The organism is Massilia sp. Leaf139, assembly GCF_001424165.1.
Taxonomy (GTDB): Bacteria; Pseudomonadota; Gammaproteobacteria; order Burkholderiales; family Burkholderiaceae_D; genus Telluria.
Genome location: NZ_LMOJ01000028.1, coordinates 123,677 through 150,188 on the forward strand (window position 1 = coordinate 123,677; position 26,512 = coordinate 150,188).

At 64.4% G+C, this 26,512-nt stretch carries 24 protein-coding genes and 1 tRNA gene; 7 read left to right on the forward strand and 18 right to left on the reverse strand.

The features are described 5' to 3' along the window. A complete protein-coding gene (locus ASF77_RS23305; protein WP_056345630.1) occupies positions 1-1,704 on the reverse strand; it encodes a GspE/PulE family protein in 1,704 nt (567 codons plus the stop codon). Between the two features lie 329 nt (positions 1,705-2,033). On the opposite strand from ASF77_RS23305, the gene ASF77_RS23310 reads away from it, so the two are divergent. From ASF77_RS23310 to ASF77_RS23320, 3 genes are all read left to right on the forward strand, one after another. Beyond that, positions 2,034-2,738 carry a histidine phosphatase family protein gene (locus tag ASF77_RS23310; RefSeq protein ID WP_056345634.1) on the forward strand — a complete coding sequence of 235 codons (705 nt, stop codon included), beginning with the start codon at positions 2,034-2,036 and terminating at the stop codon, positions 2,736-2,738. A gap of 126 nt (positions 2,739-2,864) precedes the next feature. Next, on the forward strand, positions 2,865-3,914 hold the full coding sequence (locus ASF77_RS23315; RefSeq protein ID WP_056345732.1) for a phosphotransferase: 1,050 nt from the start codon (positions 2,865-2,867) through the stop codon (positions 3,912-3,914). A gap of 18 nt (positions 3,915-3,932) precedes the next feature. Further along, a complete protein-coding gene (locus ASF77_RS23320) occupies positions 3,933-5,162 on the forward strand; it encodes an acyl-CoA dehydrogenase family protein (protein WP_056345636.1) in 1,230 nt (409 codons plus the stop codon). A 78-nt stretch (positions 5,163-5,240) separates the two neighbouring features. Here the strand turns inward: ASF77_RS23320 and ASF77_RS23325 are convergent, their stop codons facing one another. The 9 genes from ASF77_RS23325 to ASF77_RS23365 all read right to left on the reverse strand — a co-directional run bounded on the left by ASF77_RS23325 (position 5,241) and on the right by ASF77_RS23365 (position 15,661). After that, positions 5,241-5,705 (reverse strand): MaoC family dehydratase, encoded by a 465-nt coding sequence (locus ASF77_RS23325; RefSeq protein ID WP_056345640.1) that lies wholly within the window; start codon positions 5,703-5,705, stop codon positions 5,241-5,243. Continuing rightward, positions 5,702-6,847 (reverse strand): acyl-CoA dehydrogenase family protein, encoded by a 1,146-nt coding sequence (locus ASF77_RS23330; protein ID WP_056345643.1) that lies wholly within the window; start codon positions 6,845-6,847, stop codon positions 5,702-5,704. Before ASF77_RS23330 ends, ASF77_RS23325 begins: the two co-directional genes overlap by 4 nt. Positions 6,848-6,858: 11 nt before the next feature. After that, positions 6,859-8,049, reverse strand: a complete 1,191-nt coding sequence (locus tag ASF77_RS23335; protein WP_056345646.1) for an acyl-CoA dehydrogenase family protein — start codon at positions 8,047-8,049, stop codon at positions 6,859-6,861. A 326-nt stretch (positions 8,050-8,375) separates the two neighbouring features. After that, positions 8,376-10,616: a carboxy terminal-processing peptidase gene (locus ASF77_RS23340; RefSeq protein WP_056345651.1), complete on the reverse strand. Its 2,241-nt coding sequence runs from the start codon at positions 10,614-10,616 to the stop codon at positions 8,376-8,378. Positions 10,617-10,775: 159 nt separating this feature from the next. Next, positions 10,776-11,333, reverse strand: coding sequence for a hypothetical protein (locus tag ASF77_RS23345; protein WP_056345654.1), 558 nt, complete (start codon positions 11,331-11,333; stop codon positions 10,776-10,778). Between the two features lie 6 nt (positions 11,334-11,339). Next, entirely contained in the window at positions 11,340-11,888 is a 549-nt protein-coding gene (locus ASF77_RS23350) for a thymidine kinase (protein WP_056345657.1), read from the reverse strand. A 74-nt stretch (positions 11,889-11,962) separates the two neighbouring features. Beyond that, complete coding sequence (locus tag ASF77_RS23355; RefSeq protein WP_200934228.1) at positions 11,963-12,505, reverse strand: sugar O-acetyltransferase; 543 nt, start codon at positions 12,503-12,505, stop codon at positions 11,963-11,965. An 82-nt stretch (positions 12,506-12,587) separates the two neighbouring features. Next, positions 12,588-14,834, reverse strand: a complete 2,247-nt coding sequence (locus ASF77_RS23360) for a penicillin acylase family protein (RefSeq protein ID WP_082494042.1) — start codon at positions 14,832-14,834, stop codon at positions 12,588-12,590. Between the two features lie 35 nt (positions 14,835-14,869). Next, on the reverse strand, positions 14,870-15,661 hold the full coding sequence (locus tag ASF77_RS23365) for a hypothetical protein (protein WP_056345660.1): 792 nt from the start codon (positions 15,659-15,661) through the stop codon (positions 14,870-14,872). 179 nt (positions 15,662-15,840) lie between these two features. Here ASF77_RS23365 and ASF77_RS23370 point away from each other — a divergent pair. From ASF77_RS23370 to ASF77_RS23380, 4 genes are all read left to right on the forward strand, one after another. After that, positions 15,841-15,927, forward strand: a tRNA-Leu gene (locus tag ASF77_RS23370). Positions 15,928-16,105: 178 nt separating this feature from the next. Next, positions 16,106-17,137, forward strand: coding sequence for a site-specific integrase (locus ASF77_RS23375; protein WP_056345663.1), 1,032 nt, complete (start codon positions 16,106-16,108; stop codon positions 17,135-17,137). 172 nt (positions 17,138-17,309) lie between these two features. Further along, a complete protein-coding gene (locus tag ASF77_RS24475) occupies positions 17,310-18,077 on the forward strand; it encodes a hypothetical protein (RefSeq protein WP_156649008.1) in 768 nt (255 codons plus the stop codon). Positions 18,078-18,110: 33 nt separating this feature from the next. Then, entirely contained in the window at positions 18,111-18,470 is a 360-nt protein-coding gene (locus ASF77_RS23380; RefSeq protein WP_056345666.1) for a hypothetical protein, read from the forward strand. Between the two features lie 24 nt (positions 18,471-18,494). Here ASF77_RS23380 and ASF77_RS23385 read toward each other — a convergent pair whose 3' ends face one another. The 8 genes from ASF77_RS23385 to ASF77_RS23430 form a co-directional block, all read right to left on the reverse strand. Then, positions 18,495-18,800, reverse strand: coding sequence for a hypothetical protein (locus ASF77_RS23385; protein ID WP_056345669.1), 306 nt, complete (start codon positions 18,798-18,800; stop codon positions 18,495-18,497). A 19-nt stretch (positions 18,801-18,819) separates the two neighbouring features. Next, a complete protein-coding gene (locus tag ASF77_RS23390) occupies positions 18,820-19,236 on the reverse strand; it encodes a holin family protein (protein WP_082494044.1) in 417 nt (138 codons plus the stop codon). Continuing rightward, positions 19,236-19,733 carry a hypothetical protein gene (locus tag ASF77_RS23395; RefSeq protein WP_056345675.1) on the reverse strand — a complete coding sequence of 166 codons (498 nt, stop codon included), beginning with the start codon at positions 19,731-19,733 and terminating at the stop codon, positions 19,236-19,238. Before ASF77_RS23395 ends, ASF77_RS23390 begins: the two co-directional genes overlap by 1 nt. Beyond that, on the reverse strand, positions 19,730-19,966 hold the full coding sequence (locus ASF77_RS23400) for an HP1 family phage holin (RefSeq protein WP_056345677.1): 237 nt from the start codon (positions 19,964-19,966) through the stop codon (positions 19,730-19,732). The genes ASF77_RS23395 and ASF77_RS23400 overlap by 4 nt, the downstream gene beginning before the upstream one ends. Before the next feature lie 91 nt (positions 19,967-20,057). Beyond that, on the reverse strand, positions 20,058-20,327 hold the full coding sequence (locus ASF77_RS23405; RefSeq protein ID WP_056345681.1) for a hypothetical protein: 270 nt from the start codon (positions 20,325-20,327) through the stop codon (positions 20,058-20,060). A 242-nt stretch (positions 20,328-20,569) separates the two neighbouring features. Beyond that, positions 20,570-21,166 (reverse strand): hypothetical protein, encoded by a 597-nt coding sequence (locus tag ASF77_RS23410; RefSeq protein ID WP_056345684.1) that lies wholly within the window; start codon positions 21,164-21,166, stop codon positions 20,570-20,572. After that, positions 21,163-21,975, reverse strand: coding sequence for a hypothetical protein (locus tag ASF77_RS24590; RefSeq protein WP_056345687.1), 813 nt, complete (start codon positions 21,973-21,975; stop codon positions 21,163-21,165). The genes ASF77_RS23410 and ASF77_RS24590 overlap by 4 nt, the downstream gene beginning before the upstream one ends. 4,069 nt (positions 21,976-26,044) lie before the next feature. Beyond that, the gene (locus ASF77_RS23430) at positions 26,045-26,425 is read right to left on the reverse strand and encodes a hypothetical protein (RefSeq protein WP_056345696.1); all 381 of its coding nucleotides are present in this window, start codon (positions 26,423-26,425) and stop codon (positions 26,045-26,047) included. Between the last annotated feature and the right edge of the window lie 87 nt (positions 26,426-26,512).

Genomic DNA, 26,512 nt, shown 5'->3' on the forward strand with positions numbered 1-26,512 from the left:
TCAGTCATCGGTTTGATTACTGATGCGCATGGCTTCGCCGATGGTCGTGCGTCCCTGCACAGCCAGCTGCACGCCGTGGCGGCGCAGGGTCTCGCCGCCCATCTCGGCCTGGGCCACCTTCAGGAAGTGGGCCGGATCGGGGTGGTTGGCGGCGTCGGTCACGGAGCGCGTCATCTCCAGCAGCTCATAGACACCGGTACGGCCGCGGTAGCCGGTGCCGTTGCAATGCGAGCAGCCTTTCCCGTGGAAGAACTGGGCCTGCTCGACGAAGTTGCCGAGTTCGGCGCGCAACCAGGTCTGTTCCGGCGGCGTCGGCTGGTAAGTGGTGGAGCAGCTTTCGCAGATCACGCGCACCAGGCGCTGGGCCAGCACGGCCTGGAGCGAACCGCCCACCATGTAGCGCGGCACGCCCATGTCCATCAGGCGCAGCGGCGTGCTCGCCGCATCGTTGGTGTGCAGGGTCGAGAGCACCAGGTGGCCCGTCATGGCGGCGCGCAGGCCGATCTGCGCCGTTTCCTGGTCGCGCATCTCGCCCACCAGCACGATGTCCGGATCCTGGCGCAGCGCGGAGCGCAGCACGCGCGCGAACGACAATTCGATCTTCTCGTTCACCTGCACCTGGTTGATGCCCTGCAGGCGGTACTCGACCGGGTCTTCGACGGTGATCAGCTTCTTCTCGACCGAGTTCAGTTCGGCCAGCGCGCTGTAGAGGGTCGTGGTCTTGCCGCTACCCGTGGGGCCGGTCACCAGCACCAGGCCGTTCGGGCGCTGGACGATGGCGCGGAAGCGCTCCAGCATCTTTCGGGGCATGCCGATCGACTCCAGGCGCAGCGTGTTGCCGGCCTGGTTCAGGAGTCGCATGACGACCGATTCGCCGAACTGGGTCGGCATGGTCGAGATACGCACGTCGATGCGCTGGTTCTTCACCTTCATGGCGAAGCGGCCGTCCTGCGGCAGGCGCTTTTCCGAGATGTCGAGATCGGCCATCAGCTTCAGGCGCAACGCCAGCGGTGTGGCGATCTTGATGTCGGCCTCGGTCTGCAGGTGCAGCACGCCGTCGATGCGGAAGCGGATCTGCAGGCGCCCTTCCTGCGGCTCGATGTGGATGTCCGAGGCGCGTACCTGGGCGGCGTCGTCGAACACCGACTGCAGGAGCTTCACCACCGGCGCTTCTTCCAGGCCTGGATTGGCGGTCATGGCGCCGAAGTCGACGAAAGCATCGCCGATGTCGGCCTCGACCTCTTTCGCGAAGTCGGTGATGTCGCCGGTGCGGCGGTAGATGCGGTCGATCGTGTGCAGCACCTCGGTCTCGTTGACCACGGCCAGCTCGACGTTCTTCTTCAGCAGGCGCGCGATCTCGTCGTAGGCGAACAGGTCGGTCGGATCGGACACGCCGACCAGCAAGCCGCCCTGGCGCTCTTCCAGCACCAGCGCGCGGAAGCGGCGCGCGGCCGTTTCCGGCAACAGGCGCACCAGCGCATCGCTGATGTTGTAGAACTTGAGGTTGATGTAGGGGATGTTCAGCTGGCGCGCTAGGGCGCCGGAGATCTGCTCTTCGGTGACGAACCCGTTCTCGACAAACACGCGCCCGAGCTTGCGCCCCGTGCGCTTCTGGTCGCTCAACGCCTGGTTCAGCTGCTCCTCGGACAGCAGTTTTTGCTGCACCAGGATTTCACCGAGCCTGACTTTTTCTGGCCTTGCCATACCGCCCCTTGGAATGCTCTAAAAATGGGAAATCATTTTAAGGCAGAACGGGGCAATATTGACCGTTGGAATTAGTTTTGTGGTGGAAAGGCAGCGCTCAGCAGTGGTGGGCGTGTAAGATAAATAAGATTAAAGCGTCGATTAACAGAACGTTTCTGTCATACACGTAGGGTGGGCGACTCGTAAAACAGGCCCCCGGCCTGATTTACCCCACGCGGCGATAGTTGGCAGCGAGATCATCGAGCACGATTACGGAGCCGATAACGATCACCGCGTGGGTGGGGAACCCGCCCACCCTACATCCCTCCGATCAATCCTAGAGGAGAAGCATGCGACACCAACCCAGCGCCCGCCGCCGTATTTTCCTGATGCGCCACGGCAGCGTCACCTACTTCGACGCCGCCGGCCGCCCCGTCCTTCCCGAACAAGTCCCCCTCAACGAGCTCGGCCGCAGCCAGGCCGACGCCGCCGGCCGTGCCTTCAAACAGGCCGGCATCGCCTTCGACCGCGTCATCGTCTCGGGCCTGCCGCGCACCGTCGAAACCGCCGCGCGCGTGCTGGCCGTCACGGAGCAGCCGATCGAACCCGAAGTCTGGCCAGAGCTGCACGAGATTCGCGGCGGGCGCCTGTCGACCATTCCGCAGGATCAGATCAAGCGTGCCTTCACCGGCGTGTTCGAGGGCATGGTCAGCCCGGAGCAGCGCTTCCTCGGCGGCGAGTCGGTGGGCGAGATGATGGACCGCGTCCACCCCGCCCTCGAGCGCCTGCGCGCCGACCCGGACTGGGACACGGTCTTGCTGGTGCTGCACGGCGGCGTCAACTGCGCGATCCTGTCGCTGGCGCTGACCGGCCAGCGCCTCTTCCTCGGCGGCCTGGCCCAGGAAGCGGGTTGCATCAACGCGCTCGACGTCGGGGCCGATCCGCTCGACTGGGTGGTGCGCTTCGTGAACCACGTTCCACCTGCGCCGCTGCAGCCGGAAGCACGCACGACCACCATGGAACAGCTGTTCGCCCAGTACCGCCGGACAGTGTAAACACGCCGGAAAAGTTAGCAAAATAAATAGTACGATCGTTCACTTCATCGGCTACAATCGATCGGAATAAGTCGAAACAAGCATAGCCAACAACACGCGGAGGAGACGCCAGTGTATGAAGAAATGATGGGCACCAAGCCGGTGTCCGAGCGCCAGAAATTCGATGTCGAGGCGCTGGCCGCCTGGCTGCGGGCGAACGTGCCGGACTTCCCGGCCGGCGCCCTGGAAGTCGAGCAATTCAAGGGCGGGCAGTCGAACCCGACCTTCAAGCTGCGCGCCGGTGAGCGCCAATATGTGCTGCGCACCAAACCCGGCCCGGCCGCCAAACTGCTGCCTTCGGCCCATGCCATCGACCGCGAGTTCCGCGTCATGAACGCCCTGCACGGCGCCGGCTTCCCGGTGCCGCGCCAGATCGCCCTGTGCACCGACGAATCGATCATCGGCCGCGCCTTCTTCCTGATGGACTTCGTCGAAGGCCGCGTGCTGTGGGAGCAGTCGCTCCCGGGAATGACGCCCGAGGAACGCGGTGCCATCTACGACGAACTCAATCGCGTCATCGCCCATCTGCACACGGTGGATTACGCCGCCATCGGCCTGGCCGATTACGGCAAGCCCGGCAATTACTTCGCACGCCAGATCGAGCGCTGGACGAAGCAGTACCAGGCCTCGGTCACCGAACCGATCGAAGCGATGGATCGCCTCATCGAATGGCTGCCGCGGAACATCCCGCCCGGCGAAGACACCTCGATCGTCCATGGCGACTTCCGCCTCGATAACATCATCTTCCATCCGACCGAGCCGCGCATCCTGGCCGTGCTCGACTGGGAACTGTCGACCCTGGGCCACCCGCTGGCCGACTTCTCCTACCACTGCATGAGCTGGTATATCCCGCCGGGTAAATTCCGCGGCATCGGCGGCCTCGACCTGGCCGCGCTGGGCATCCCGGAACTGGACGAATATGTCCGCCGCTATTGCGAGCGCACCGGCAAGACCGTGCGCATGGAAGACTTCAACTTCTACCTTGCCTACAACATGTTCCGCCTGGCGGGCATCATGCAGGGCATCATGAAACGCTATGTCGACGGCACCGCTTCCAGCGCCCAGGCCCTGGAAAACGGCAAGGCCGCCCGCCCGATGGCGGAGATGGCGTGGCAATTCGCGAACCGACAAGCATAACGAACAGGGAGAGACACCATGGACTTCGACTATTCCGACCGCTGCAAAGAGCTGCGCACACGCCTGCTCGCCTTCATGGACGAGCATATCTATCCGAACGAGAAAGCCTATAAGCAGGAAATCGACCGCAACGGCGCGGCCGGGAACCGCTGGGTGCCGACCGAACTGATCGAGCGCCTCAAACCGCTGGCGCGCGAACAGGGCCTGTGGAATTTGTTCCTGCCGAAGTCGACGCGTGCACCGGAAGGCCTGTCGAACCTCGATTACGCGCCCCTGTGCGAAATCATGGGCCGCGTCGGCTGGGCGCCGGAAGTATTCAACTGCGGCGCGCCCGACACCGGCAACATGGAAACGCTGGAACGCTACGCCGCCGAGGAACACAAGCAGCGCTGGCTCGAACCGCTGCTGCGCGGCGAGATCCGCTCGGCCTTCGCCATGACCGAACCGGACGTCGCCTCCTCGGACGCGACCAATATCGCCACCCGCATCGAACGTAGCAACAGCGGCGACGGCGACGAGTACGTCATCAACGGCCATAAATGGTGGATTTCGGGCGCCGGCGATCCGCGCTGCGCGATCTATATCGTCATGGGCAAGACCGATCCGAATGCGGCGCGCCACCAGCAGCAGTCGATGATCCTGGTGCCGGCCGATACGCCAGGCATCACCGTGAAGCGCCCGCTGCCCGTGTTCGGCTACGACGACGCGCCGCACGGCCACTGCGAGATCCTGTTCGAGAACGTCCGCGTGCCGGCCGCGAACATGCTGCTCGGCGAAGGCCGCGGCTTCGAGATCGCCCAGGGCCGCCTCGGGCCGGGCCGCATTCACCACTGCATGCGCGCCATCGGCGTCGCCGAGCGCGCGCTCGAACTGATGTGCAAGCGCCTGGACTCGCGCGTCGCCTTCGGCAAGAAGATCAGCGAACAGGGCGTCTGGCGCGAGCGCATCGCCGAAGCGCGCATCCGCATCGACACCTCGCGTTTGCTGACCTTGAAGGCGGCCTGGATGATGGACACGGTCGGCAACAAGGTCGCCGCGGCCGAGATCGCGATGATCAAGGTGCTGGCCCCGAACGTGGCCCAGCAGGTGCTCGACTGGGCCATCCAGGCCCACGGCGCCGGCGGCGTCTCCGACGACTTCCCGCTCGCCTACCAGTGGGCCGGCAACCGCACCCTGCGCCTGGCCGACGGCCCGGACGAGGTGCACCGCAATGCGATTGCGAAAGTCGAGCTGGCGAAGTATCTGTAACTCACGGCCGCCGCGCGGCGGCCCGAAAAAAAAGGTGGCGCCGCGGCGCCACCTTCGATCACGTCGAGCGCGCCGGATTCAGGCCGCGCCGTGCTCCATCCGCCGCTTGAACATCGCCTTCCCATCGATCGTGCACACGTCCTCGCCGCGCTGGTTGGTCGCCACCCAGGTCGAGAACACGACGCCGCGATCCGGCTTCGAGGTCGACGGTTTGACTTCCTTCGTCACATAGCGAACCGAGAGCGTGTCGCCGGCGCGCACCGGCTGCAGCCAGCGCACGCCGTCCAGGCCGGGCGAACCCATGCTCGCTTCCTCGCAGCCCATGCCGTCCAGGACGATGCGCATCATCATCGCGCAGGTATGCCAGCCGCTGGCGATCACGCCGCCGTAGATCGATTTCGCGGCCGCTTCCCGGTCGATGTGGAAGGGCTGCGGGTCGAACTGGGTGGCAAAGGCGATGATCTCGTCCTCCGTCACGGTGCGCTCGCCCAATTCGATTTCCTGGCCCGGCACGAAGTCGTCGAAATACCATTGCTTCTTCATGCGGCGGCCTTGTCGACAAAGCCCGGCTGGGCGATGAAGCGCGCCAGGTGGTGGTCGGAGTCGCCCAGGGTCAGTTCGATCGTGGCCAGGCGCTTGAAGTAGTGCGCGGCCGGCAGTTCGTCGGTCACGCCCATGCCGCCATGCAGCTGCACCGCCTGCTGGCCGACGAAGCGCGCGGCCTGGTTGACGCGGTACTTGGCGGCCGAGACGGCGCGGCGGCGCTCGGTGACGTCGCTGGAGGCCAGCTTCACCGCCGCCAGCATTGCCATCGAACGCGCCTGTTCCAGGTGGATGTACATGTCGGCCATCCGGTGCTGCAGGGCCTGGAACTTGCCGATCGGGGCGCCGAACTGCTGTCGGGTCTTCAGGTAATCCAGGGTCGCCGCGAAAATGGCTTCCATCGCGCCCAGCGCTTCCGCGCACAGCAGACCGGCGCCGTAGTCGAGGGCCGCGTCGAGGAGTTCGCCGCCCTGCCCCGCTTCGCCCAGCATGCTGGCGCGCGGCGCCTGCACGTTCTCGAAGCGCACGTCGGCGGCGCGCTGGCCGTCCAGGGTGCGGTAGCCGGTGACCGTGATCCCCGGCGTGTCGAGCGGCAGCACGAACAGCGAGACGCCGTCCCGGCCGCGCTGCTCGCCGCCGCTGCGGGCTGAGACCACCAGCATGCCGGCTTCGGCGCCGTGCAGGACGACCTTCTTCTCGCCGTCGATCGTCCAGCCGTCGGCATTGGCTTCGGCGCGGGTGGCGATATCGAACATGTCGTGGCGCGACTGTCGCTCGCCCAGGGCGCAGGCCAGTTTCAGTTCGCCGCCGGCGACCTGCTCCAGCAAGGCGCCCTGCCCGCCCGCCAGGCGCAGGAATTCGGCGCCGAAGACGGTGGCGAAGTATGGCTCGACCACCAGGCCGCGGCCCAGTTCCTGCATCACGACGAACATGTCGACGGCGTTGCCATTGAAGCCGCCGTGCTCCTCGGGCACCGGCAGCGCCGTCATGCCCAGTTCGGCCAGCGTGGTCCAGGCGGCATCGGACACGCCGGCCTCGGACTGGATGATCGCGCGGCGCGCCTCGAAGCCGTAGTCGCGGCCGATCCAGCGTTTGAGCGCATCGGCGAACTGGGTCTGCTCTTCGTTGAAATTGAAGTCCACGTGCGCTCTCCTTACAGGCCCAGGATCATCTGGGTGATGATGTTGCGTTGGATCTCGTTCGAGCCGCCATAGATGGAGGTCTTGCGATAGTTGAAGTAGTGCGACAGCAGCGGCGCGGCATCGTCGTCGTCCACCAGGCTGTGCTCACGCTCGCCCTCGAGATAGGCCGGATCGAAAGGCAGCGCCATCGGGCCGACGGCTTCGACCATCAGTTCGGAGAGCTGCTGCTGGATGTCGGTGCCGCGCACCTTCAGCACGGAGGCTTCCGGGCCCGGGCCCTTGTCGGCGCGCGAGAGGACGCGCAGCACGGTGGTCTCCAGCGCCATCAGTTCGATTTCCAGGCTCGCCAGCTTGGCGGCGAAGAGCGGATCCTCGATCAGCGGCTTGCCGTTCTTCTGTTCGCGCACGGCCAGCGTCTTCAGGAAGGCGAGTTCGCGCTTGCTGCGGCCGACGGCGGCGATGCCGGTGCGCTCGTGGCCGAGCAGGTATTTGGCGTAAGTCCAGCCGCGGTTTTCCTGGCCGACCAGATTCGCGCTTGGGACGCGCACGTTGTCGAAGAAGACTTCGTTCACTTCGTGGTCTTCGTCGAGCATGATAATCGGGCGCACCGTGATGCCGGGGCTATGCATGTCGATCAGGAGGAAGGAAATGCCTTCCTGCTTCCTCACACCGGTGTCGGTGCGCACCAGGCAGAAGATCATGTCGGCGTGCTGGGCCAGCGTCGTCCAGGTCTTCTGGCCGTTGACGATGTAGTGGTCACCGTCCTTGACGGCGGTGGTCTTCAGCGAAGCCAGGTCGGAGCCGGCGCCCGGTTCCGAATAACCCTGGCACCACCAGTCCTCGCAGGACAGGATGCGCGGCAGGTAGTAGGCTTTTTGCTCGGGGCTGCCGAAGGCCATGATGACCGGCGCGACCATGTTGACGCCGAAAGGCATGATCTGCGGGGTGCCGGCGCGCGCGCATTCCTCGTCGAAGATATGGCGCTGCACCGGCGTCCAGCCGGGGCCACCGAATTCCGCCGGCCAGCCGGGCGCGACCCAGCCCTTGGCCGCCAGAATCTTGTGCCAGCGGACGCTGTCGTCCTTGGTGAGGCGCAGGTGGTGGCGCAGCTTGTGCTGCAGATCGGCGGGCAAGGCCTCCGCCAGGAAGGCCCGCACCTCGTCGCGAAATGCCAGGTCTTCATCCGTGTAGTTCAGGTCCATTCGGTCTCCTCGTTATTGTCGCGCCAGGCGAAAAAGCACGATCGTTCATTAACGATTGTACCCGAAAGGATGGTGGTTTTACCAAATGAAAAAGTGGAGATGGTGCGTGGGTTTCGCGGTATGCGGCGGACGCCGCCGTTGTCGATCGGTCGGGTGCGCGAAGGCACGTACGCGCGGGCATGCCCGCCCTACGAACCCGCGGCAGCTGCGCACCGTAGGGCGGGCATGCCCGCGTACGGCGCGTCCCGGCCACCACCCTACCCGGCGGCCAGGGACGAAAAAAAAAAGCTCCCGCAGGAGCTTTTTTTGGGACATCAGGTGCAGCCTTATTCCGGCTTGCCCGACGCCATGTACGGCATGGTACGCGAAGCCATCCGCGTATCCGTCTTCAGCATGCCCGCCTCGTCCGCCAGGATGTGTGCGGCTTCCTGCAGCAGAACGTCCTTCGCATCCTTGGCGGCCTTCTCGGCGGCGATCTCGGCCGACAGGGCGCGCTCGTCGGCTTGCAGGCCATCGTCGCGGATGGTATTGCGGGCGGCGACCACGGCTTTGGCTGGACGGGTCGGCTCGGGCACCTTGCTGCGCGCTTCCTTGCCGCCCGGCCCGGCGACCGGCTCGTCGACGCTGCCCTTGGCCGCGGTCAGGCGCGCTTCGCGCAGCTTGGCGCGCGCTTCCTGGGCGTCGAGCTCCTTGCGGCGCACGGCTTCGTTCAGCGAGATCGTGTTTTCCTTGCGCAGCTTCATGACCTCGGCGATGTCCTCGCGCAGATCCTGGAACTCCTTGTCCTTGGCGATGCGCGCCTCGTGGCGCTTCTGCAGCGGCGCCACCAGTTCGCGCAGGTCGCCCGACGGGATGTAGGTCGCCGGCTTGATCGACACCCAGGGCAGCGCGTTGTCGAACGAGGATTCGCCGAAGTTCTCGATGTCGGAGGTCACCGGCAGCTTGATGTCGGGCGTGACGCCGCGCAGCTGGGTGGTGCCGCCGTTGATGCGGAAGAACTGGGCGATCGTCATCTTCAGTTCGCCGTAGCGCACTTTCTCGGACTGCGAGAAGCGGTCGAGGTCGATCAGGGTCTGCACCGTGCCCTTGCCGAAGCTCGGTTCGCCGATGACCAGGCCGCGGCCGTAATCCTGGATCGCGGCGGCGAAGATTTCCGAGGCCGAGGCCGAGCCGCGGTTGATCAGCACGCCCATCGGGCCGTCCCAGGCCAGGCCGGCCTGGGTGTCGCTCTCGACCTCGACGCGGCCTTCGGCGGTACGCTGCTGCACCACCGGGCCCTTGTCGATGAAGAGGCCGGTCAGCTCGACCGCCTCGATCAGCGAACCGCCGCCGTTGTTGCGCAGGTCGATCAGGACGTTGTCGACTTTTTCCTTTTTCAGTTCACCCAGGATGCGGGCGACGTCGCGGGTGGCGCTCTTGAAGTCCTTGTCGCCCTTGCGGCGCGCTTCGAAGTCCTGGTAGAAGGTCGGCAGCGAAATGATGCCGATGCGGCGGTTCACGCCGCCTTCCTTGACCTGGATGATCGACTTCTTGGCCGCCTGCTCTTCCATGCTGATCTTCTTGCGCACCATCGAGACGGTGACGTGCTTGGCATCGACGCCGGCATCGCCCGGAATCACGTCCAGGCGCACGGTCGAGCCCTTCTCGCCGCGCACCAGTTGCACGACGTCGTCGATACGCCAGCCGAGCACGTCGGTGAACGCGCCGTTGCCCTGCGCGACGCCGACGATGCGGTCGCCCACTTTCAGCTTGCCGGACTTGTCGGCCGGGCTACCCGGCACGATTTCGCGGATCACGGTGTAGTCGTCGCGCGTCTGCAGCACCGCGCCGATGCCTTCCAGCGACAGGCGCATGGCGATGTCGAAGTTGTCGGCCGAGCGCGGGCCCATGTAGTTGGTGTGCGGTTCGATCGCGGTCGCGTACGCGTTCATGAACCACTGGAACACGTCTTCATTGTTCAGCTTCTTCATGCGCGAGATGTAGTTCTCATAGCGCTTGTCGAGCGTCTCGCGGATGCCCTTCTCGTCCTTGCCGGCCAACTTCAGGCGCAGCCAGTCGTTCTTGACGCGCTTCCTCCACAGGTCGCGCACCTCGTCCTCGCTCTTCGCCCACGGGGCCTTTTCGCGGTCGAGCTGCATGGTTTCGTCGACGGTGAAGTCGAGTTTGGTCTTCAGCAGGCTGCGCGCATAGTTCATGCGCTCGCTGAAGCGCTGCAGGTAGAGGTTGTAGATCACGAAGGGCTGGGTCAGGTCTTCGTTGTTGATGGCGTCGTCGAACTTGGTGCGCATCGGCGCGAAGCGGTCGATGTCGGCCTGGGTGAAGTAGAGCTTCTCGCCGTCGAGCGTCTCGAAATAATTGTCGAAGATCTTTTCCGACATCGCATCGTCGAGCGGCGTGGCCTTGTAGTGGTAGCGGCCCAGGACGCGCGAGGCCCACAACGCGGCTTGCGTTTGTGCGGCAACGGGTTTCATCTGGGTGGACGCGACTTTTTCTGGCTGTGCGGTGACCGCGTGCGTCGACATGGCGCAGGCGGCGGCCAGGGCAACGATCAACATCTGCTTCTTCATTTAGTCGTTCTCCGAACGTGAACTGAGGTAACTTCGTGCAGCGCCGGATACTGATGGTATCGACGGCGTGCGAACCCATTCTACAGGAACGCAGGCGCGCGTCGAGTCGGCTTGTGCAGGGCGTAATGACAAGATTAAGGTTGGCTTAAGCCGGCGTGGTCAGCCTCGCACCAGGCCCAGCAGCAGGTCGTTCCACAAGTAAATAACCCCGCCCGAAATCAGCAGCACGGCCCAGGGCCAGGAGCGGCTCGCCAGGCGCCAGTCCACCGGAGAAGGCCAAAAAGACAGGAACTGCGGCGCCAGCAGCACGGCGAGCACGAGGTCGATCGGCGCGAAATGCCAGCCGGGGCCGGTGCGCCAGGCGGCAACCGCAATCGGCAAGAGCAGAATCAGCAGCGGCGCCAGGGCCGCGGGCGCCGCGTTGTACCAGCGCAGGTTGGAAAAGGTGACCGACCCGAGCTCCCAGACCTTGCCCTTGCGGCGCGGAAAGAGACTGATGTTCGTCGGCTCGGCATTGGTGAGCAAACCGACGCCGAAGTGGGCCAGCTCGTGGCACAGGGTGCCGGGGGCGGTGAGCAGGAAAAAGGCCGGGTGTGCGCCGGACAGCATCCAGAACAGGAAGGCGACCGCCATCGACGGCACCAGGTAGAGAAGGATGTCCATCTGGCCGCAGAGATAGCCCGGCAGCACGGCCGTACAGGCCGGCAGGACACTCATCAGGCTTTAACTGTAGAAGCAGCGGCCGCAAGCCTGGCGGTAGCTCTCGTTGCCGCCGATGCTGACCTGCTCGCCTTCACGGATGCGCTGCCCTGCTTCGTCGACGCGCACGTTCATCGTCGCCTTCTTGCCGCAAGTACAGATGTTCTTGATTTCCTCGATGTCGTCGGCCAGCGCCAGCAGATAGGCCGAGCCCGGGAACGGGTCGCCGCGGAAATCGCTGCGCAGGCCATAGCAGATCACAGGCACGCCGCGCACTTGCGCCAACTGGTGCAGCTGCTGCACCTGCTCCTTGGCCAGAAACTGGGCTTCGTCGACCAGCACGCAGGCGACTGCCGGCGCCGCCGCCAGGAAGTTGGTGCCGCCATCGAAGGTGTCGACTTCGCGCTGCGGGCCGAGACGCGAGGTGATCAGGCCGACGCCGTAGCGGTTGTCGATGGCCGCCGTGTACAGCTTGACCTGCTGACCCTGCTCTTCGTAGTTGTGCGCGACCTGCAGCAGCGCCGTGGATTTGCCGGCGTTCATCGCCGAATACCTGAAATAGAGTTTTGCCACTGCGCTGCCTGTGCCGAAAGAAGGAGAACTGAAAATCGCGAAATTATAGCAAGGGTGGCAAGGCCCACGCCAGCTCAGCCGTCCGTTTTCGGGCCCACCACGCGCGCTGGATTGCCGGCCACGGTCGCCCCGGCAGGCACGTCGCGCGTGACCACGCTGCCGGCGCCGACGATCGCGTCGTCGCCAATGGTCACACCCGGCAGGATGATGGCGCCGCCGCCGATCCAGACGTTGTTCCCGATCGTGACCGGAATGCCCGATTCCAGCCCGCTGCGGCGCAGGGCCGGATCGCGCGGATGGTCGGCGGTATAGATCTGTACCGCCGGGCCGATGCGGGTGTCGTCGCCGATCGTCACCCGCACGACATCGAGGATCACGCAGTTATAGTTGATGAAGACGCCCTTGCCGACGTGGATGTTGCTGCCGTAGTCGCAGTAGAACGGCGGACGCAGCAAGGCGCCCTCGCCCACGCCGCCCAGGCGCTCGCGCAGCAGCGCGGCCCAGACGCTTGATGCCGCGCCGAGGGCCGCGTTGTAGCGCGCCAGCCAGGCGGCGCAGGCGGCCAGCTCAGCCTGGATGTCCGGGCAGGTGGCGTCGTAGAGCTCGCCCGCGAGCATTTTTTCCATTTCGCTGCGTTCCACAGGTACTCCTCTGCTTCTCGGTGTGGTCGCGTGGACCGGAAACCCGTCCACCCTACGATTATTTTCCCGGGTGGTATTCGCGCTCGAGCTGCTTGCGGATGTCTTCCTTGTAGAACAGCACATCCTTGAATTCGCCGCGGCTATACATCTCGGCCTGGTCGGCAAAGTGCTTCGAGGCCGGATTGCCGCTCTGGCCGCCGGCCAGGATGCTCTTCGCCTTGAGCTTCGGCCCGAACTCGACGGCGGCCACGAAGCTGTTGCCGCGGTCGCCGTAGATGCGTTTGGTCTTCTGCTTGGCCACCATGCCGAAGGAAGCCAGCGAGCCCCAGCTGGCCGAGGTAAAGGCGACCGGCCAGCTTGGCTTGCTGTCGTCGTATTCCTGCTGGACGTCGCCGCTGATGCGCTGGAAGCGGTTGATCTCGCCCCAGGGCGTTTTCCAGGTGCCGAAGTCGCGCGTCAGCTTGGCGCTGGCGCGGCCCAGTGCTTCGAGGCGCTCTTCGCTATTGAGCCGCGTCTGGATGAAGTCGACCGTCGGGATGTCGGCCGCCCGCGCGCGCGGCGCGTTCGCGGCCACCATTTCCTGGCCCCAGTAGACGGCCAGCGCAGTCGGCACCGAGTTCGCCGCGAAGCGCAGATCCCAGGCGCGCAAGGCGGCCACCTGCTCGGCCAGCTGCGCCTTGCGCGCGTCGCCGGCCGAGAGTGTGTCGAAATCCTGCAGCAGTTGCGGCAGCAGCGGCTCGAAGGCCGTCAGGTAGCTGTCGTAGGCGGCGGCGATCAGGCTATCCAGGGTGAGGCCCTTGGCGTTTTTCAGCACCCGTTCCGCATGCAGGCCGCGCGCGTTTTCCGGCAGCGACCACATGTAATCGGGATAGTCGGCGCGCTTCGGACTGTTCGCACCGGAGGCGCTGAAGGGCCAGTTGTTCGTGTTCGAGATATAGCCGCTGGCCGGGTTGAACAGTGTGATCGTTTCCTTGATGTCGTGCAGGCCCTGCCATTCGGTGGCCGGGTTGCTGCCGTCGACGGGTTTCGACCAGTCGAATTTCGGATCGCGCTTCGGGATGAAATTGCCGTGGAAGTAGGCGATATTCCCATCGGCGTCCGCGTACACGGTGTTGTTCGAGGAGTTGGTGCGCAGTTCCATCGCCTTGTAGAAGGCGTCGTAATTCTTCGCCTTGGTGCGCGAATAGGACTGGGTCAGCGCCTTGACCGGCTCGTCCATCATTTTTACCGCGACCCATTTGCCGCCTTCGCTGCGCACGATCGGGCCGTGGTGGCTGAAGTAGGCCGTCACCGTGCGGCTACCCATGGCGCCGTCGGGTTTTTTGAAAGGCAGCACCACCGGCACCGCGCGCAGCGCCCGCTCCTCGCCGCCGTATTTGTAGAAGAACTTGCCGCCGCGTTCGATTACCGTTTCCAGGTATTCGTCGATCACGTCGCCGCCGCCCGAGGTGTGCATCCAGCCGGCGCGCTCGTTGAAGCCCTGGTAGATGAAGAACTGGCCCCAGGTCACGGCGCCATAGGCGTTCAGTCCCTCTTCGCTGACCATGTGGATCTCGGGGCGGAAGTAGAAGGAGGTGTGCGGATTGATCAGCAACAGCGGGTGGCCGGCAGCCGTCAGTTTCGGCGCGATCGCGAAGCCGTTCGAGCCGCGCGGCTCCTCGTCACGGACATTACGCGCATCGGCCAGCGTCGGCTTGGGGGCTTTGCCGTAGAAGGCTTCCAGATCCTTCAGCTCGATCGATTCGATGTCGCCGCCGATGCTGCCCTCGCTGAAGGAAAGCGCCATCCACGGCTCGAAGCGCGTGAGCAGCTTCGGCTTCACTTCCGGATGCGTGTGCAGGTAGAAGTTCAGGCCGTCCGCAAAGGCGTTCATCAACTCCTTCAGCCAGGCCGGGCTGGCCGCATACTTGGCCTGCATGTCGCTTGGTGCGATGTAGAGCTTCATGCGCAGGTCGCGCCAGACTTCCTTCTCGCCCTCGACTTCGGCCAGGCGTCCCATCGCGTTGATGTAATTGAGCTCGACGCGGTTGAAGTCGTCCTCGGCCTGGGCGTAGATCATGCCGAAGACGGCGTCGGCGTCGCTCTTTCCGAACACGTGCGGGATGCCCCATTTGTCGCGCATGACCGTGACCCGCGCCGCCATCTTCTGCCAGCGCGCCAGCTCGGCCGCGGTGGGCGCGTTGCGCGTCGCGGCCTTGGCGGCGGTCGCCCTGGCCACGGCGGGCTGCTCGGCCAGTACCGGGAAGGCGATGGCGGACAGCACACTGCCGGCCAGGGTCATTGCTGCAAAACGGGTGAGGATCATGCGGCGGTCTCCGTATCGTTGTCGTTATTGTTGGCTCAGCCGGCGTTGGCGAGCTTTTGCTTGAGGATCTCGTTCTCGGTCAGCAGGGTCGCCATGCGGTCTTTCAGCGCGGCGATCTCGGCCTTCAGCGCGGCCTTTTCGTCGATCGGCTCGCCGTCCGGGCCCAGCTTCTTCGGCTTGCCGGCGGCCTTCTGTTCGCGCACCTGGCGCGCCGCCTGCTGCAGTTCCTTGCGTCCGCCGGCCACCGCCGCGATCTGCGCCTCCTGCGGCAGCGAGGCCACGTTGGCGGCGGCGTTGATCGAAATGGTGCCCGAGCGGACGGCTTCGACCAGCTGCGGCGTGGCCGCCTTCTGGATGCGTTCGATCTGGCTGATGGTATTGCTCGACACCCGCGCCGCCTTGGCGACTTCCTCGCGCGTGTTCCAGGGCGGCGGCGGACGCGAATCCATGTCGTCCGGATTCGGCACCGGCGGTTCCTCGGCCATCTGCTGGGCCATGCGCGCGGTCACGATCTCCTTCTTGCGCAGCGCGAGCAGACCGCGCTGGAAGTCGGACACGCTGCGGCGCGCCAGGTGGTTGTCGATCATCCACAGCATGACGTCTTCGATCGAGTCGAAGTTATTGTTGTGAACCGTGCGGAACGGGATGCCGTGCCTGCGGCAGATCTCGTAGCGGTTGTGGCCATCGATCAGGGTGTCGCGCCACAGCACGAGGGCATCGCGGCAGCCCTCGGCCAGCAGGCTGCGCTCGAGCGCGGCGTGTTCGATCTCGGTCAGGGGGTCGACGAAGGCGCGCAGGCGCTCGTCGATGTTGATATGGGTGTTCACTCGTCGTCCTTGTGCTTCTGGTTCGGGGCATGCGGTGGAAGCCTGCTGCAGGCTTCCTGCGCCGGGGTGCATGCTACACCATTCGATCGCTCGGCCATAGGGTGCGGCCTGCCGCGGCCCATGCAATCTTGCATGTTCGACTCCACCGCCCGGCGCCTGTGCTAGAATCCTGCCGCGCTGCCCCGATGGTGAAACTGGTAGACACCCGGGACTTAAAATCCCGTGCTCGCAAGGGCGTGCCGGTTCGATTCCGGCTCGGGGCACCACGCTGCGCTCTCCCAAAGTGCATCTTTCTGCATCTTATCATTTGAAATCAAGGGCATACGGCGTTGTTTGGGCCGCTTGATTCTCAACGTACCACCTCTTTTTCTACCCGCATCAACACAGCCATTACGCGTAAAATACGCAGCAATTACGCGCGAGCGCGGGTATAGGAAGCTGGGTATGGCGTCGATTTCAAAAGAGAAAACAGGCTGGCGTGTTCAGATCGCCATTCAAGGCGTGCGTGAGTCGCGGACGTTCGCCACCAAGGGGGAGGCCAACGCATGGGCCGCGCAGCGCGAGACCGAGATCCGAACCGAGAAGGCAACGGGCGTGCAGCGCGGCCGCACAGTCGATGACGCGTTCCGCCGCTATGAGAAGGAAGTTTCGGTGCACAAGCGCGGGCACGAAAAGGAAGCGATTCGCCTGGCTGCAATTGGCCGGATGTCGGTGGACGGTGTACCGCTGGCAGACTGGAAGCTGGCCGACGTGACGCCCGAGGTGCTGGGAAAATGGCGCGACATGCGCCTGAAGGGTACCGAAGCGAAGAACTTCGAAGACAAGGTTCTCGGCTCGTCCGTCAACCGCGACTTGAACCTGTTGTCGCACGTGTTCTCGTCAGCCGTGAAAGAGTGGAAATGGATCGCGAAGTCGCCGACCACCGATGTCCGGCGCCCAGCCGATCCCCCGCCGCGCGACCGGCTGTACAGTGAGGACGAGGTCGAGCGCTTGTGCGCCGCCCTGGGCATCGACGTCGACCAGGCCGAGCCGGTCGAATCCGCGACCCAGCGCGTCGGCATTGCCTTCCTGTTCGCGATCGAGACCGCGATGCGCGCTGGAGAAATCTGCGGCCTGCGGCCCGAGCACATCACCGGCAGGGTGGCCACCCTGCTGGAAACGAAGAACGGGACGAAGCGCGCAGTGCCGCTCTCGTCCCGCGCCGCTGCACTCCTCCAACTCCTGCCGGCGCCGGAGGACGGCGGCACAGTGTTCGGCGTCACCTCCGCATCCCTTGATGCTCTGTTCCGAAAGGCGCGCACCCGGGCAATGATCGCCGACGGCACGTTCCACGACACGCGGCACCTTGCCATTACGCGGCTGGCCAAGAAGTTGAACGTGCTCGACTTGGCGCGCATGGTCGGGCACCGTGACCTTCGGCAACTGCAGGTATATTACAACGAATCGGCGGCCGATATCGCAGCGCGCCTGGACTGACCTGATCGAGCACCAGTTGGCGCACCAGGTCAAGGATGTGAATGGCCGCGCCTATAACCGAGCAGCTCACCTGCCGGCGCGGCGCGACATGATGCAGTGTTGGGCAGATTTTCTGCAGAGTTTGTGCTGTAAATAATAAGTGTGTAATTCGACTTTGCTAAAGGAGTGGTAAATGACCCGATCGGCCCCAACCCCTGAAGAACGCGCTACAGCCCAAGCTCTAATCCGATATCTCAGCCAGGGCCCCTTTGAGATTACAGACGTCGAACTGAAAGACACGCCTGACTTGAGATTACGGTTGAATGGTCATGCTCAGGGATACGAGCTTGCGGCTGTGCTTCCAGATGACATTCACCAAAACATAAAGGAGTTTCGCGGATGGCTCTATCATAAAAGGGGCAAGCGCGAATCCGTAGTGATCGTGCCATTAGAGCCCCACATATGGATGAAGGAAATTACTGAAAAAAAATGGGGGAAGGCACAGAAGTACGAAGCAACTGAATTCACAAGGAACCTGATCCTGATCGTGCATCCGCCTCGAATTTTAGGAGATACATTCGATTACGATGAAGATGGGTTCATTGAACAACTTCGCATCGGAGTTAGCTGCTCTAATCATGGATTTGCTGGAATAGGATTTTGGACAGGAAAACGTTTGTTCTGGATGGATATAAGTCATAGCAAGGTTGACCATACTCAGCTTCGCTGGAAGCGCTTGTCGCTCGGCTATCCTGCTTACAGCATTTACTGCCATATGGGAACAGACGAAGAACGCCTAAACGACGCAGCAGTTAAGACCTTCGGAATAGATGATCTACCGAAAGAGCAAGTGAAGCTTTTAAAACCACGCTCGCCCCAATTTGCCGGAATAAAGCCCCACCTCCCGAATCATATTAAATACGAATTCCCATATAGTGATCTGTTTGAGCAGCCGAAATGAGAGTGCTCTCATTAAAGTGTTCGTGGAGTCCCAATGTTCATTAAGAAGCACCAGCATCCCAACATCGAGTTCAGCCCGGTCGACGGCCAGGACGCCCCTGCCCTGGTGCACTACTTCAGCGACCGGGGCGAGCCGTTTAAGACCGTGTTGCCGCAGCTGGTTGCCGGGATGGGCCAGGAACAGGAGCGAGTATTCATCGTCGAGTCGCCGCTCAGCGAGGTGGTCGGCGGGGCGATTCGGCTGCATCGGGAACCAGACTGGCCCGACCAGATCGTGGTCGACGAACGGCATCGCGCGTTCTTCGAGGCAGTGAAGCTTTCGCTCGCCGAGGCGATGGCGAAGATCGATCAGATCCAGTTTGTTGTCGTCGACGACGAGGACGAGCTCGTCTAACTTCCGTCAGAAAATTCCTCCAGGTTACCCGGCGCCAGCCGGCCGCAGTGTCACCAGTACTGACCACTCCTGCACGTGCTCCGCGCCGCCCTCCCCGCGCTCATACCCCTTAAAAAGCATCTTGTCACCGTGCATGGTGACCAGCTGCGCGTTATTCAGCACCGGGATGATTGGCTCCTGGCGGGAGTCGTCGTGGCGCGCGAGCTTGGCTTCGGGTGCGCCGCCGCAAATCGTAAGCGTGAGATCGCCCGGCGTCCCCGGATCGGACTGAATCTCCCGGTCATGTTTGCGGGCGCCGCGCGAGCGCAGACGTTTAACAATACTGTACATGCGTACAGTATATCCGGAGTCAGACGCCCTTCACCTTTTCGACAGTCCGCAGGCTGCCGAGTCCAAGCAACGCCAGGAGGATCGTGCTCATCTCGCTGAAGTCAAACACGGGCAGCGTGATCGGATGGCCGAACCACTGCGAAAGCACCACGGCGGCCGGGCCCAGAATGAACTTGAACGCGAAGGCGGCGCCGCACACCCAGCCGATGGCCGGACGCCAGCCGGCGACGAACAGCGACTGGCTTGCAGCCTCCACCTTGTTGATCTCCAGCTGGCCGGTCGCCAGCTTCAGGTCGGCGTCCAGCTGGGCCAACTCGCCGGCCTGGGCCATGCGCATCACCTCGAGCTTTGCATCGTTCGCCGCTTTCGGATCGGGGAAAATGCGGTCGAACATATTCCCGAGAACCGGGATCAGTGCTGTCAGTGCTGGTGCCATTACTTCTCTCCTACGGTCAGGGTGGCGAGTTCCCAATTGCTAGCCCACGTTTGGGGATGCGGCTTACCAGGGCGCCAAGCGTCAATGTATTGAGCCCAACCATCGGCAGGTGTCGTAGGCAGCTTGCCCGGCAAGGTATAAATCAGCAGCCGCGCCGCGATCGCGGCTACGATGTCGTGGTAGCGCATTGCCTCCCATAGGCCTGCGGGCGTCGGCTCAACGTTGAAGTCGGCGCACAGGTTGCGCATAGTCGAGGCAACCAGGTAGTGAGTCAGCACGCCCTTGCAGCCGCCGCCCTGTTCAAACTGCCAAAACGAGGCGGCAGGGCCGTTCTCGGCTCCGCCGGCCCCGACCTGGCGACGATGCGCCAGCGATGATTCCTGCAGTGCAATGGCCAGCATAAAGCGGCGCGCGGTGGGCGTGTCAGGGATCCCGCAGCGCGTTAGCTCGGCCAGCGCTGGCGTAATCGCCAGGTTAAGCAAGCGAAGTGGGCTCACAGTTGCCTCCCCTGGGCGAGAATGCGCGAGATCAGCTCTTCCTTTTCCAGGTCTTTCAGCTCCTGCTCGCGCTTGTCCTTGCGTTTGGTGTACCAGGCATTCATGACGAAAGTCAGGAAGCCCAGCAAGATACCGATAAGGCATGCCCATTCGTTCATCGTCAGGGCGCCGACCCCGAACGAGCCGGCCGCGCCGGCGTAGCTGCTGATCTCGGGGATGTTGGATTTGCTCATTAGTTGCCTTTTCATTGGGCGTAAAAAAAGCCGCTTGGCGGCCTGGTCAGATGGGCAACTACTACAGAATTTGCAGTAGTTCGATCGCGCCTCACGCGCGCATTAGTTGGGACTTCGGGAAAAAGCATTGGTACAAATCATTCGGTGTGACCCGGTGCTTCTCGTCCGGATCCAGCAGCGTGCGGCCGCCGGCCATAAGCATCGCGAACACTAGCTCGCTGCACCACCAGCGGCTGTCGTCGCCCCAGTCGTCGGACTTGAGCAGCGGCAGGGCCAGCGCGCCGGCGAAGTCGTAGGGCTTGCCGCCCTGCCCTTCGGCGAACGCGACGGCGGCGCCGATATCGGGCACCTCGACCTCCATGTCCTGTGTCCTGGTAGCGGACGATGCCTTCCATGACGTCCGGCACCGAGCAGGCCCGGCACCCGTGCGTCATCGACGATTCGTAAGCGCGGTCGCCGACGATGGCTACCACGTGGCTGAAGAAGCGAGAACCCGACAGCACGGCGATGGCCAGGCTGATCGGGTTGTGCGGCCACCTCGAGGTAAAGCGGAGCGTGACGACTCCTGGACGGTTGTCCATCAGACCTCCTTTCTTGGGTTGGTTACAGGCCCAGCGTCGAGCGCAGCCAGGTGATGAAGTCGTTCCACTGGCCGACTGCAGTGGCCAGATCCTCCGGCGTGATCGCGGCGCGCATGTCGGCCTGGCGCGCGAACCGCACGTTGCGCATCTGCAGCTCGGCCCACCGAAAGGCGTCGGCCCGCTCGACGATCTGCTGCGCGGCCCAGGCCTCGCTCTGGACTTGCCCTGTCGGGTTCGTCAGGGCGTGGCCCGTGATGTAGCCCGAGACCACAGCCGGCTTCGGATCGGCCGCCAGGTACACCCGGGCCGCGTCCTCGGCCCGGGTGTATTCCGTGCCGCGCCTCCCGATCGCCGCCTCGTAGACCGCGTCCACATCGACATAGGTGCGCGCGATCGCGAGCTCCTTGGCCTGCTCGAGCGGCGCCGTCTCGACCCAGTACAGCTCGTTGTTCGCCACGTGCAGGGTTGACGTCGGCCACGGCGGCTCCGGGAAGCTGGGCACCCGCTCCACCATGACGTGGGCGACCAGGCCATCCGGCAGCGCCGGCATGCGCTCCTCTTCGGCGAAGCCCAGCACCTGGCCGACTTGGTCGCTGATTGCGTATTGAAGTGTCGTCATGCCGAGGTATAGGTTCCGTGGGTTGGCCCGTGGCCGCGCGTGGTTCTGGTCGTGATGCCGTCAGCATCCGTGACTTCCAGAGTGACTTGGCCGTTAATTTTCATGTTCGTCGCTGTCCCCTTCACGTTGATCCGGTCGGCTGCCGTGTCCCCCGACACGAAATAGTTGACCGTCGCGATCCCGTTGTCGGACTCTCCTGTACACGACCAGCGATACGACAGCGGCGCCTTGAAAGTGCCGCTGACGTTAGCGATCAAAAGCCCGTAGTTCTGCGTGCCGTTATTGACGAGCGAACTCAGCGTTCCCGTAATCGACACGGTCATGGTCTTCTTCGGAATGGCGGCCGCAGCCTGGGCCTCGACCGTCGTCGCCGGCGTGCTGCCGACGTTCGTTCCAGCAGGAGCCCCAACCGTCGCCCCGTCCTGCGGCTTGCCAGTGCCGCCAACGAGTGCCCAATTGTTGCTAGACAGGGGGCCAAGGCGAATATTCGAAAGCGATGCGCCGACCGTATTAATTGAGCTATCGAAGAAGAGCGGCGAATTAACCGGCGTGGGCAAATACGTGACGAACTGCTGGATCCCGTTCTTGCAATACCGGACAGCCGAACCGTCGTGCACGATCGATAGGGTGTCTCCCGCTCCGTACGTGCCGACCAGGCCACCGCGCGCCACGCCGCTTTCCCAAACATACAAGCCGCCATTTACCCTGGTCTCGATAGCAAAATCGAGCGACGACCAGTGCGAATCGGTATCCGGATCAGAGTTCAATCCGAACAGCAGGTCGCTCAGGCCATCGGCCCGCACGCTCACAAATGCGCCGCCAGCGTAGCTCTCCCGGCTCGTCGCCGAGGAATCCCACGCGGCCAAGCCGCTCGCTTTCACGGCGCGATTCGCCGTTACCACAACAGCGCCCGTGCCCACCAGCGTCAGGTCGGCGGACGCGTTGTCCGCTGGGCGCCCGGTGCCGTTTCACGGCGCGATTCGCCGTTACCACAACAGCGCCCGTGCCCACCAGCGTCAGGTCGGCGGACGCGTTGTCCGCTGGGCGCCCGGTGCCGCCCACGCCAGACCACTGCGCTAACGTGGCCGACTTCGCCGCGATCGCGTTGAGCAGCGCCTGCTTCGCATCGAAGTAGTTCTTGAAATTCGTCCGGTAGGTTGCCCCCACGATGCTGATTGCTGTTCCCGGAATGGTTGCAAACCCAGCACCGAGACCGGTGATATATGCGCTCAGCGTGTTGTACGCGTTGGTGTAGGCGGTACGCTCGGTCGTGATGGATAGTGCAGCTGCCTGCGCGTCGATTCCTGGCCGCTCCCCGACGATCGAGATCCAGCGCAGATTCTCCGCTGGCTTTTCAGCTGGCGACAGCAAGTCGTCGCGCGCCATGTCGGTCACGGCCAGGTTCGCCGCGTCCGCCGCCGCCTTCGCCGCGATCAGGTCGGCCGCGTCATACATCAGCTGCACGTTCGNGTCGTCGCGCGCCATGTCGGTCACGGCCAGGTTCGCCGCGTCCGCCGCCGCCTTCGCCGCGATCAGGTCGGCCGCGTCATACATCAGCTGCACGTTCGCCCACTCGGTGGCCGCGATGCTGTCCGTGGCCGTGGCSGCGATCGCCGTTGCGAAGGTCGTGTGCAGGTAGGCGCCGCCCGTCGTCGGAATGAACGTACCCCAACCGTTGTTCAGGCCGGTGAGCGCGCCAGTGGCGAACGTATAGGTGCAGGCTGCCGAGGGCTTCGCCGGCGCCGTCGCGCTGGCCGTGCGCTGGTACAGCGTGATCGTCGCGCTGTTCAGCCCNAGGAGGGCGGCAACGCGGCAAGCTGATCCATCAGGGCCGGTGAGCGCGCCAGTGGCGAACGTATAGGTGCAGGCTGCCGAGGGCTTCGCCGGCGCCGTCGCGCTGGCCGTGCGCTGGTACAGCGTGATCGTCGCGCTGTTCAGCCCGGGCGTGCCGGCGCCGCCGTCGTACGCCAGCACGACCGCCCCCGACCATTCGCCAGACGCGATCATGTCCGTGGTGCCAGCGGCGCTCGCGCTGGCCGACGTCACGTACAGCGGGTTTCCGTCCGACGCCGGGATGGTCTTCTGCCAGCCATTCAGCAGCGACGCTGTCGTGATGCTGCCCGTCGTAAAATCATAGTTCACCGCACCTGGCGTGCCGCTCGGCGCCGTCGCCTTCCGCTGGTAGGCAAAGACGCGCGCGTTGCTGTAGCCCGCCGGCCCCTGGCCCGACGCCGCCGGAGCATAGCCGATGTTGACCACGTCCGCCTGCCCCCAGTCGAACGGCGACAGCACGTCGCTGATGTCGGAGATGGCCACCATGGCAGCCCACAGCGTCACGTCGCCGCCGCTGGGAGCCGTCGGCTCGGTTAGGCTCCAGCCAGCTGGCGCCGCCCCNGCACGTCGCTGATGTCGGAGATGGCCACCATGGCAGCCCACAGCGTCACGTCGCCGCCGCTGGGAGCCGTCGGCTCGGTTAGGCTCCAGCCAGCTGGCGCCGCCCCGAAGGTACCTGTCGGCCAGTCGTAGCTTGCCGCACCCGCCGGCGTCGCCGGTTTGTCGGCCGCGTACATATAGACCGTTGCCAGAGCGGTAAACAGCTCGACCTGGTACACGGTCGCCACTTGCTGGGAGCGCGTGTTCAGGTACGGATTCCAGACGCGCGCGCGCACGAGATAGAAGAAGCCGGGCGTGATCGGCGACAGGTAGGCCTGAGTCTCGGTCGCCGCGACCGTCGTGCGCGTCCAGGCCTCGGACGAGATGGCGCGCCACTCGATCTCCACCTGCTGGCCGACAGGATTGGTCAGCGCCGGCCACGACACCAGGATGCGCGGCACGGTCGAGCCGTCTGCCTGGCGCAGCAGCGCCGCCTCGCCGGATGCGCACGAGATCGACGCTAACGGGTCGATCTTCCACGGGTCGGGCAGATCGCTGTTCGGCGTGCTGTCGACCACCGTGGCGTCGGCATAGTCCCAGATGCTGGCGTCGTCCTCCTTCAGGGTGAGCTGCACGGCCGAGTTCGGCGCGTACGCCTTATCGGTGATGCGGAACACCTTGTTGGTCTGGCCGAAGACCTTGCTCGTGAACGTCACGCGCTGGCCCACCTTCAGCGGCCAGGCCTTCAAGGAGAATTCCGCCTTGATGGTATAGCCGTTGCGCTGATCCTCGGTGAAGATGCGCGCCAGGTTGGTAACGCGCTGCAGCGATTCCGTGAACGGGAAGTCGATGTTCGTGTACTTGTCGCGGCCGTCGCTCTCACGGTAGACCGCGTTCTGGTACGGCTTGAAGTCCGTCTGGACGTACTTGTTTTCCGGGCCGATGTACTGGCCCTTCACGCCGTTATAGACGCTGGCGTCCGACACGCCCGGCGTGATCGACAGGCTGCCGACGATGTCTTCCTGCTGGAGCGCCATCACCGGGGCGATGTACTTGCCCGCGTAGATGTCCCAGGTGGTGGCGACCAGGCCGCCGGCCATGGCCTGCGTCATCGACTCCAGCACACCGGCCTGGCCCTGGTCAGACGTGACCGTGCCGTTGATCGTGTAGCGCGCGCCGCCGGTTGGCGACGCCTCATCGCACACGTTCGCCGCGGCGATGAACTGGGCCGTCGGCAGGTCGGCGGCCGGCACGCCGCACAGTGGCGACGTCAGGTAGTCGCGAATCACCAGCGCGGGGTTCTGGGACCAACGGGTCTGGCCGTCGCGCGGGTCGTACAGCTTGCGGCCGCGGATGACCGCGTGGATCGGCACCAGGCCGCCTTGGAATTCCTGGTGATTCAGATCCAGGGTGATCACGGTGTAGCAGAGGCCGCGCAGCACGGCCGTGGACGGCCACTGGTCGCCCACCATCGAGCGCAGGTAGGTGTCGGCCACGTCGCTGGCGCCGCCCAGGTGCTTCCGGACGCGGACGACCGGGTTTGTCGCCGCCGGCGTGGTCGACTGGTCGACCGTGTCGGACATCTTGCTGCGCACATCGCGCTCGTAGGTGACCGTGACCGGGCCGTCCTGGGCGATGTTCACGGTGCGGCCGACGACGTTGTTCACGGTCACAGGCTGCATGTCCGCGCCGCTGCCGGCGAACACCCAGACCGAACCGGCGCGCGGGAAGTAGGACAGCGTAAAGCTCGGGCCGACCTTCTGCTCCTCCTCGATGTCGCGGTTTGGTTGGACGGCGAAGCGGCCGGACGTCGGGTCGCCGGATGCATCCAGAGACTCGACCAGCACGTTGTTGACCCAAACTTCCTCGATCGCGTCGCACTCGTGCATCGCGTGCACGCACACCCAGGGCGATGAATTCGGGGTGGAAGGTGCTCCACTGGCGCAGGATCTCGGCGAAGGGGCGCGGATCCATGATCTCGTCGGCCGCATGTTGTCGATCCAGGNAAGCGGCCGGACGTCGGGTCGCCGGATGCATCCAGAGACTCGACCAGCACGTTGTTGACCCAAACTTCCTCGATCGCGTCGCACTCGTGCATCGCGTGCACGCACACCAGGTGGCGGAACTGATCCTTGTCGCCGGTCGTGAACATTGCCACGACGTCGGCGCCGACCTTGGCCCGACCGTAGATGTAGCGGTGCGGCGCCTCGGTAGCCACGCTGGTTACCATGCGATCCTTCATCGCGGTATTGACGGCCGTACCTGCGGCGGCGCGCTCGGCCTTCCTGGCCTGGGCGGCGCCGTAGATGGCGGTGCCGGCGCTGATGATGACGGAGGCGACGGTCACATAGGCGGCAGTGCCTGCGGCGGCGCGCTCGGCCTTCCTGGCCTGGGCGGCGCCGTAGATGGCGGTGCCGGCGCTGATGATGACGGAGGCGACGGTCACATAGGCGGCAGTGATCGACATGCCCGCCCACGCGGCAAACGCTGCGACTGCTGGTGGCATTAGGCTTTTTCCTTTTGAATTTGGTGGCTCCAGGCATACGCCGCTTCGAGCCGATCCTTGAACACGAGTCCTTCCTCGCCGACCGAGACCACATGCGCACCGCTGAACAGGTAGGCAGTACCGCGGATAATCGCGAGGTCGCCGTCGACCGCCCGGTGCGGGTTGATGGGCGCCAGCTGCTGGTCAAAGAGCAGATCGAGGCCGCCGGCCTTCGCGACCTTGCGCGCGGCTTCGATCGCGCTGCCCCAAGGCTTGTACGGGCCGAGGAAATCCCGGCCCGTGGCCTGTTCCAGCCACCCGACGGCGAACAGCACGCAGTCGTGCTTCCCCCATTCGAATGGCCGCCCCAGGTGGCCTGTGATGTAGTCGTGGAGTTTCATCGCTGCTTCTGGAACCAGGCGGACAGCCAGACGGTCGGCTTGGCGACCAGGTCGTTGAGGTAGTCGAGGCCGGTGTCCGTCGGATTG

Bases quoted from the DNA above. Each gene is read 5' to 3' on its own strand.
- ASF77_RS23320 (WP_056345636.1), top strand. From the start codon at position 3,933: ATGGACTTCGACTATTCCGACCGCTGCAAAGAGCTGCGCACACGCCTG.
- ASF77_RS23405 (WP_056345681.1), bottom strand. From the start codon at position 20,327: ATGGAGGTCGAGGTGCCCGATATCGGCGCCGCCGTCGCGTTCGCCGAA.
- ASF77_RS23410 (WP_056345684.1), bottom strand. From the start codon at position 21,166: ATGACGACACTTCAATACGCAATCAGCGACCAAGTCGGCCAGGTGCTG.
- ASF77_RS23325 (WP_056345640.1), bottom strand. From the start codon at position 5,705: ATGAAGAAGCAATGGTATTTCGACGACTTCGTGCCGGGCCAGGAAATC.
- ASF77_RS23380 (WP_056345666.1), top strand. From the start codon at position 18,111: ATGTTCATTAAGAAGCACCAGCATCCCAACATCGAGTTCAGCCCGGTC.
- ASF77_RS23310 (WP_056345634.1), top strand. From the start codon at position 2,034: ATGCGACACCAACCCAGCGCCCGCCGCCGTATTTTCCTGATGCGCCAC.
- ASF77_RS23305 (WP_056345630.1), bottom strand. From the start codon at position 1,704: ATGGCAAGGCCAGAAAAAGTCAGGCTCGGTGAAATCCTGGTGCAGCAA.
- ASF77_RS23400 (WP_056345677.1), bottom strand. From the start codon at position 19,966: ATGAGCAAATCCAACATCCCCGAGATCAGCAGCTACGCCGGCGCGGCC.
- ASF77_RS23340 (WP_056345651.1), bottom strand. From the start codon at position 10,616: ATGAAGAAGCAGATGTTGATCGTTGCCCTGGCCGCCGCCTGCGCCATG.
- ASF77_RS23335 (WP_056345646.1), bottom strand. From the start codon at position 8,049: ATGGACCTGAACTACACGGATGAAGACCTGGCATTTCGCGACGAGGTG.
- ASF77_RS23315 (WP_056345732.1), top strand. From the start codon at position 2,865: ATGGGCACCAAGCCGGTGTCCGAGCGCCAGAAATTCGATGTCGAGGCG.
- ASF77_RS23375 (WP_056345663.1), top strand. From the start codon at position 16,106: ATGGCGTCGATTTCAAAAGAGAAAACAGGCTGGCGTGTTCAGATCGCC.
- ASF77_RS23430 (WP_056345696.1), bottom strand. From the start codon at position 26,425: ATGAAACTCCACGACTACATCACAGGCCACCTGGGGCGGCCATTCGAA.
- ASF77_RS23360 (WP_082494042.1), bottom strand. From the start codon at position 14,834: ATGATCCTCACCCGTTTTGCAGCAATGACCCTGGCCGGCAGTGTGCTG.
- ASF77_RS23355 (WP_200934228.1), bottom strand. From the start codon at position 12,505: ATGCTCGCGGGCGAGCTCTACGACGCCACCTGCCCGGACATCCAGGCT.
- ASF77_RS23390 (WP_082494044.1), bottom strand. From the start codon at position 19,236: ATGGCACCAGCACTGACAGCACTGATCCCGGTTCTCGGGAATATGTTC.
- ASF77_RS24475 (WP_156649008.1), top strand. From the start codon at position 17,310: ATGACCCGATCGGCCCCAACCCCTGAAGAACGCGCTACAGCCCAAGCT.
- ASF77_RS23385 (WP_056345669.1), bottom strand. From the start codon at position 18,800: ATGTACAGTATTGTTAAACGTCTGCGCTCGCGCGGCGCCCGCAAACAT.
- ASF77_RS23345 (WP_056345654.1), bottom strand. From the start codon at position 11,333: ATGAGTGTCCTGCCGGCCTGTACGGCCGTGCTGCCGGGCTATCTCTGC.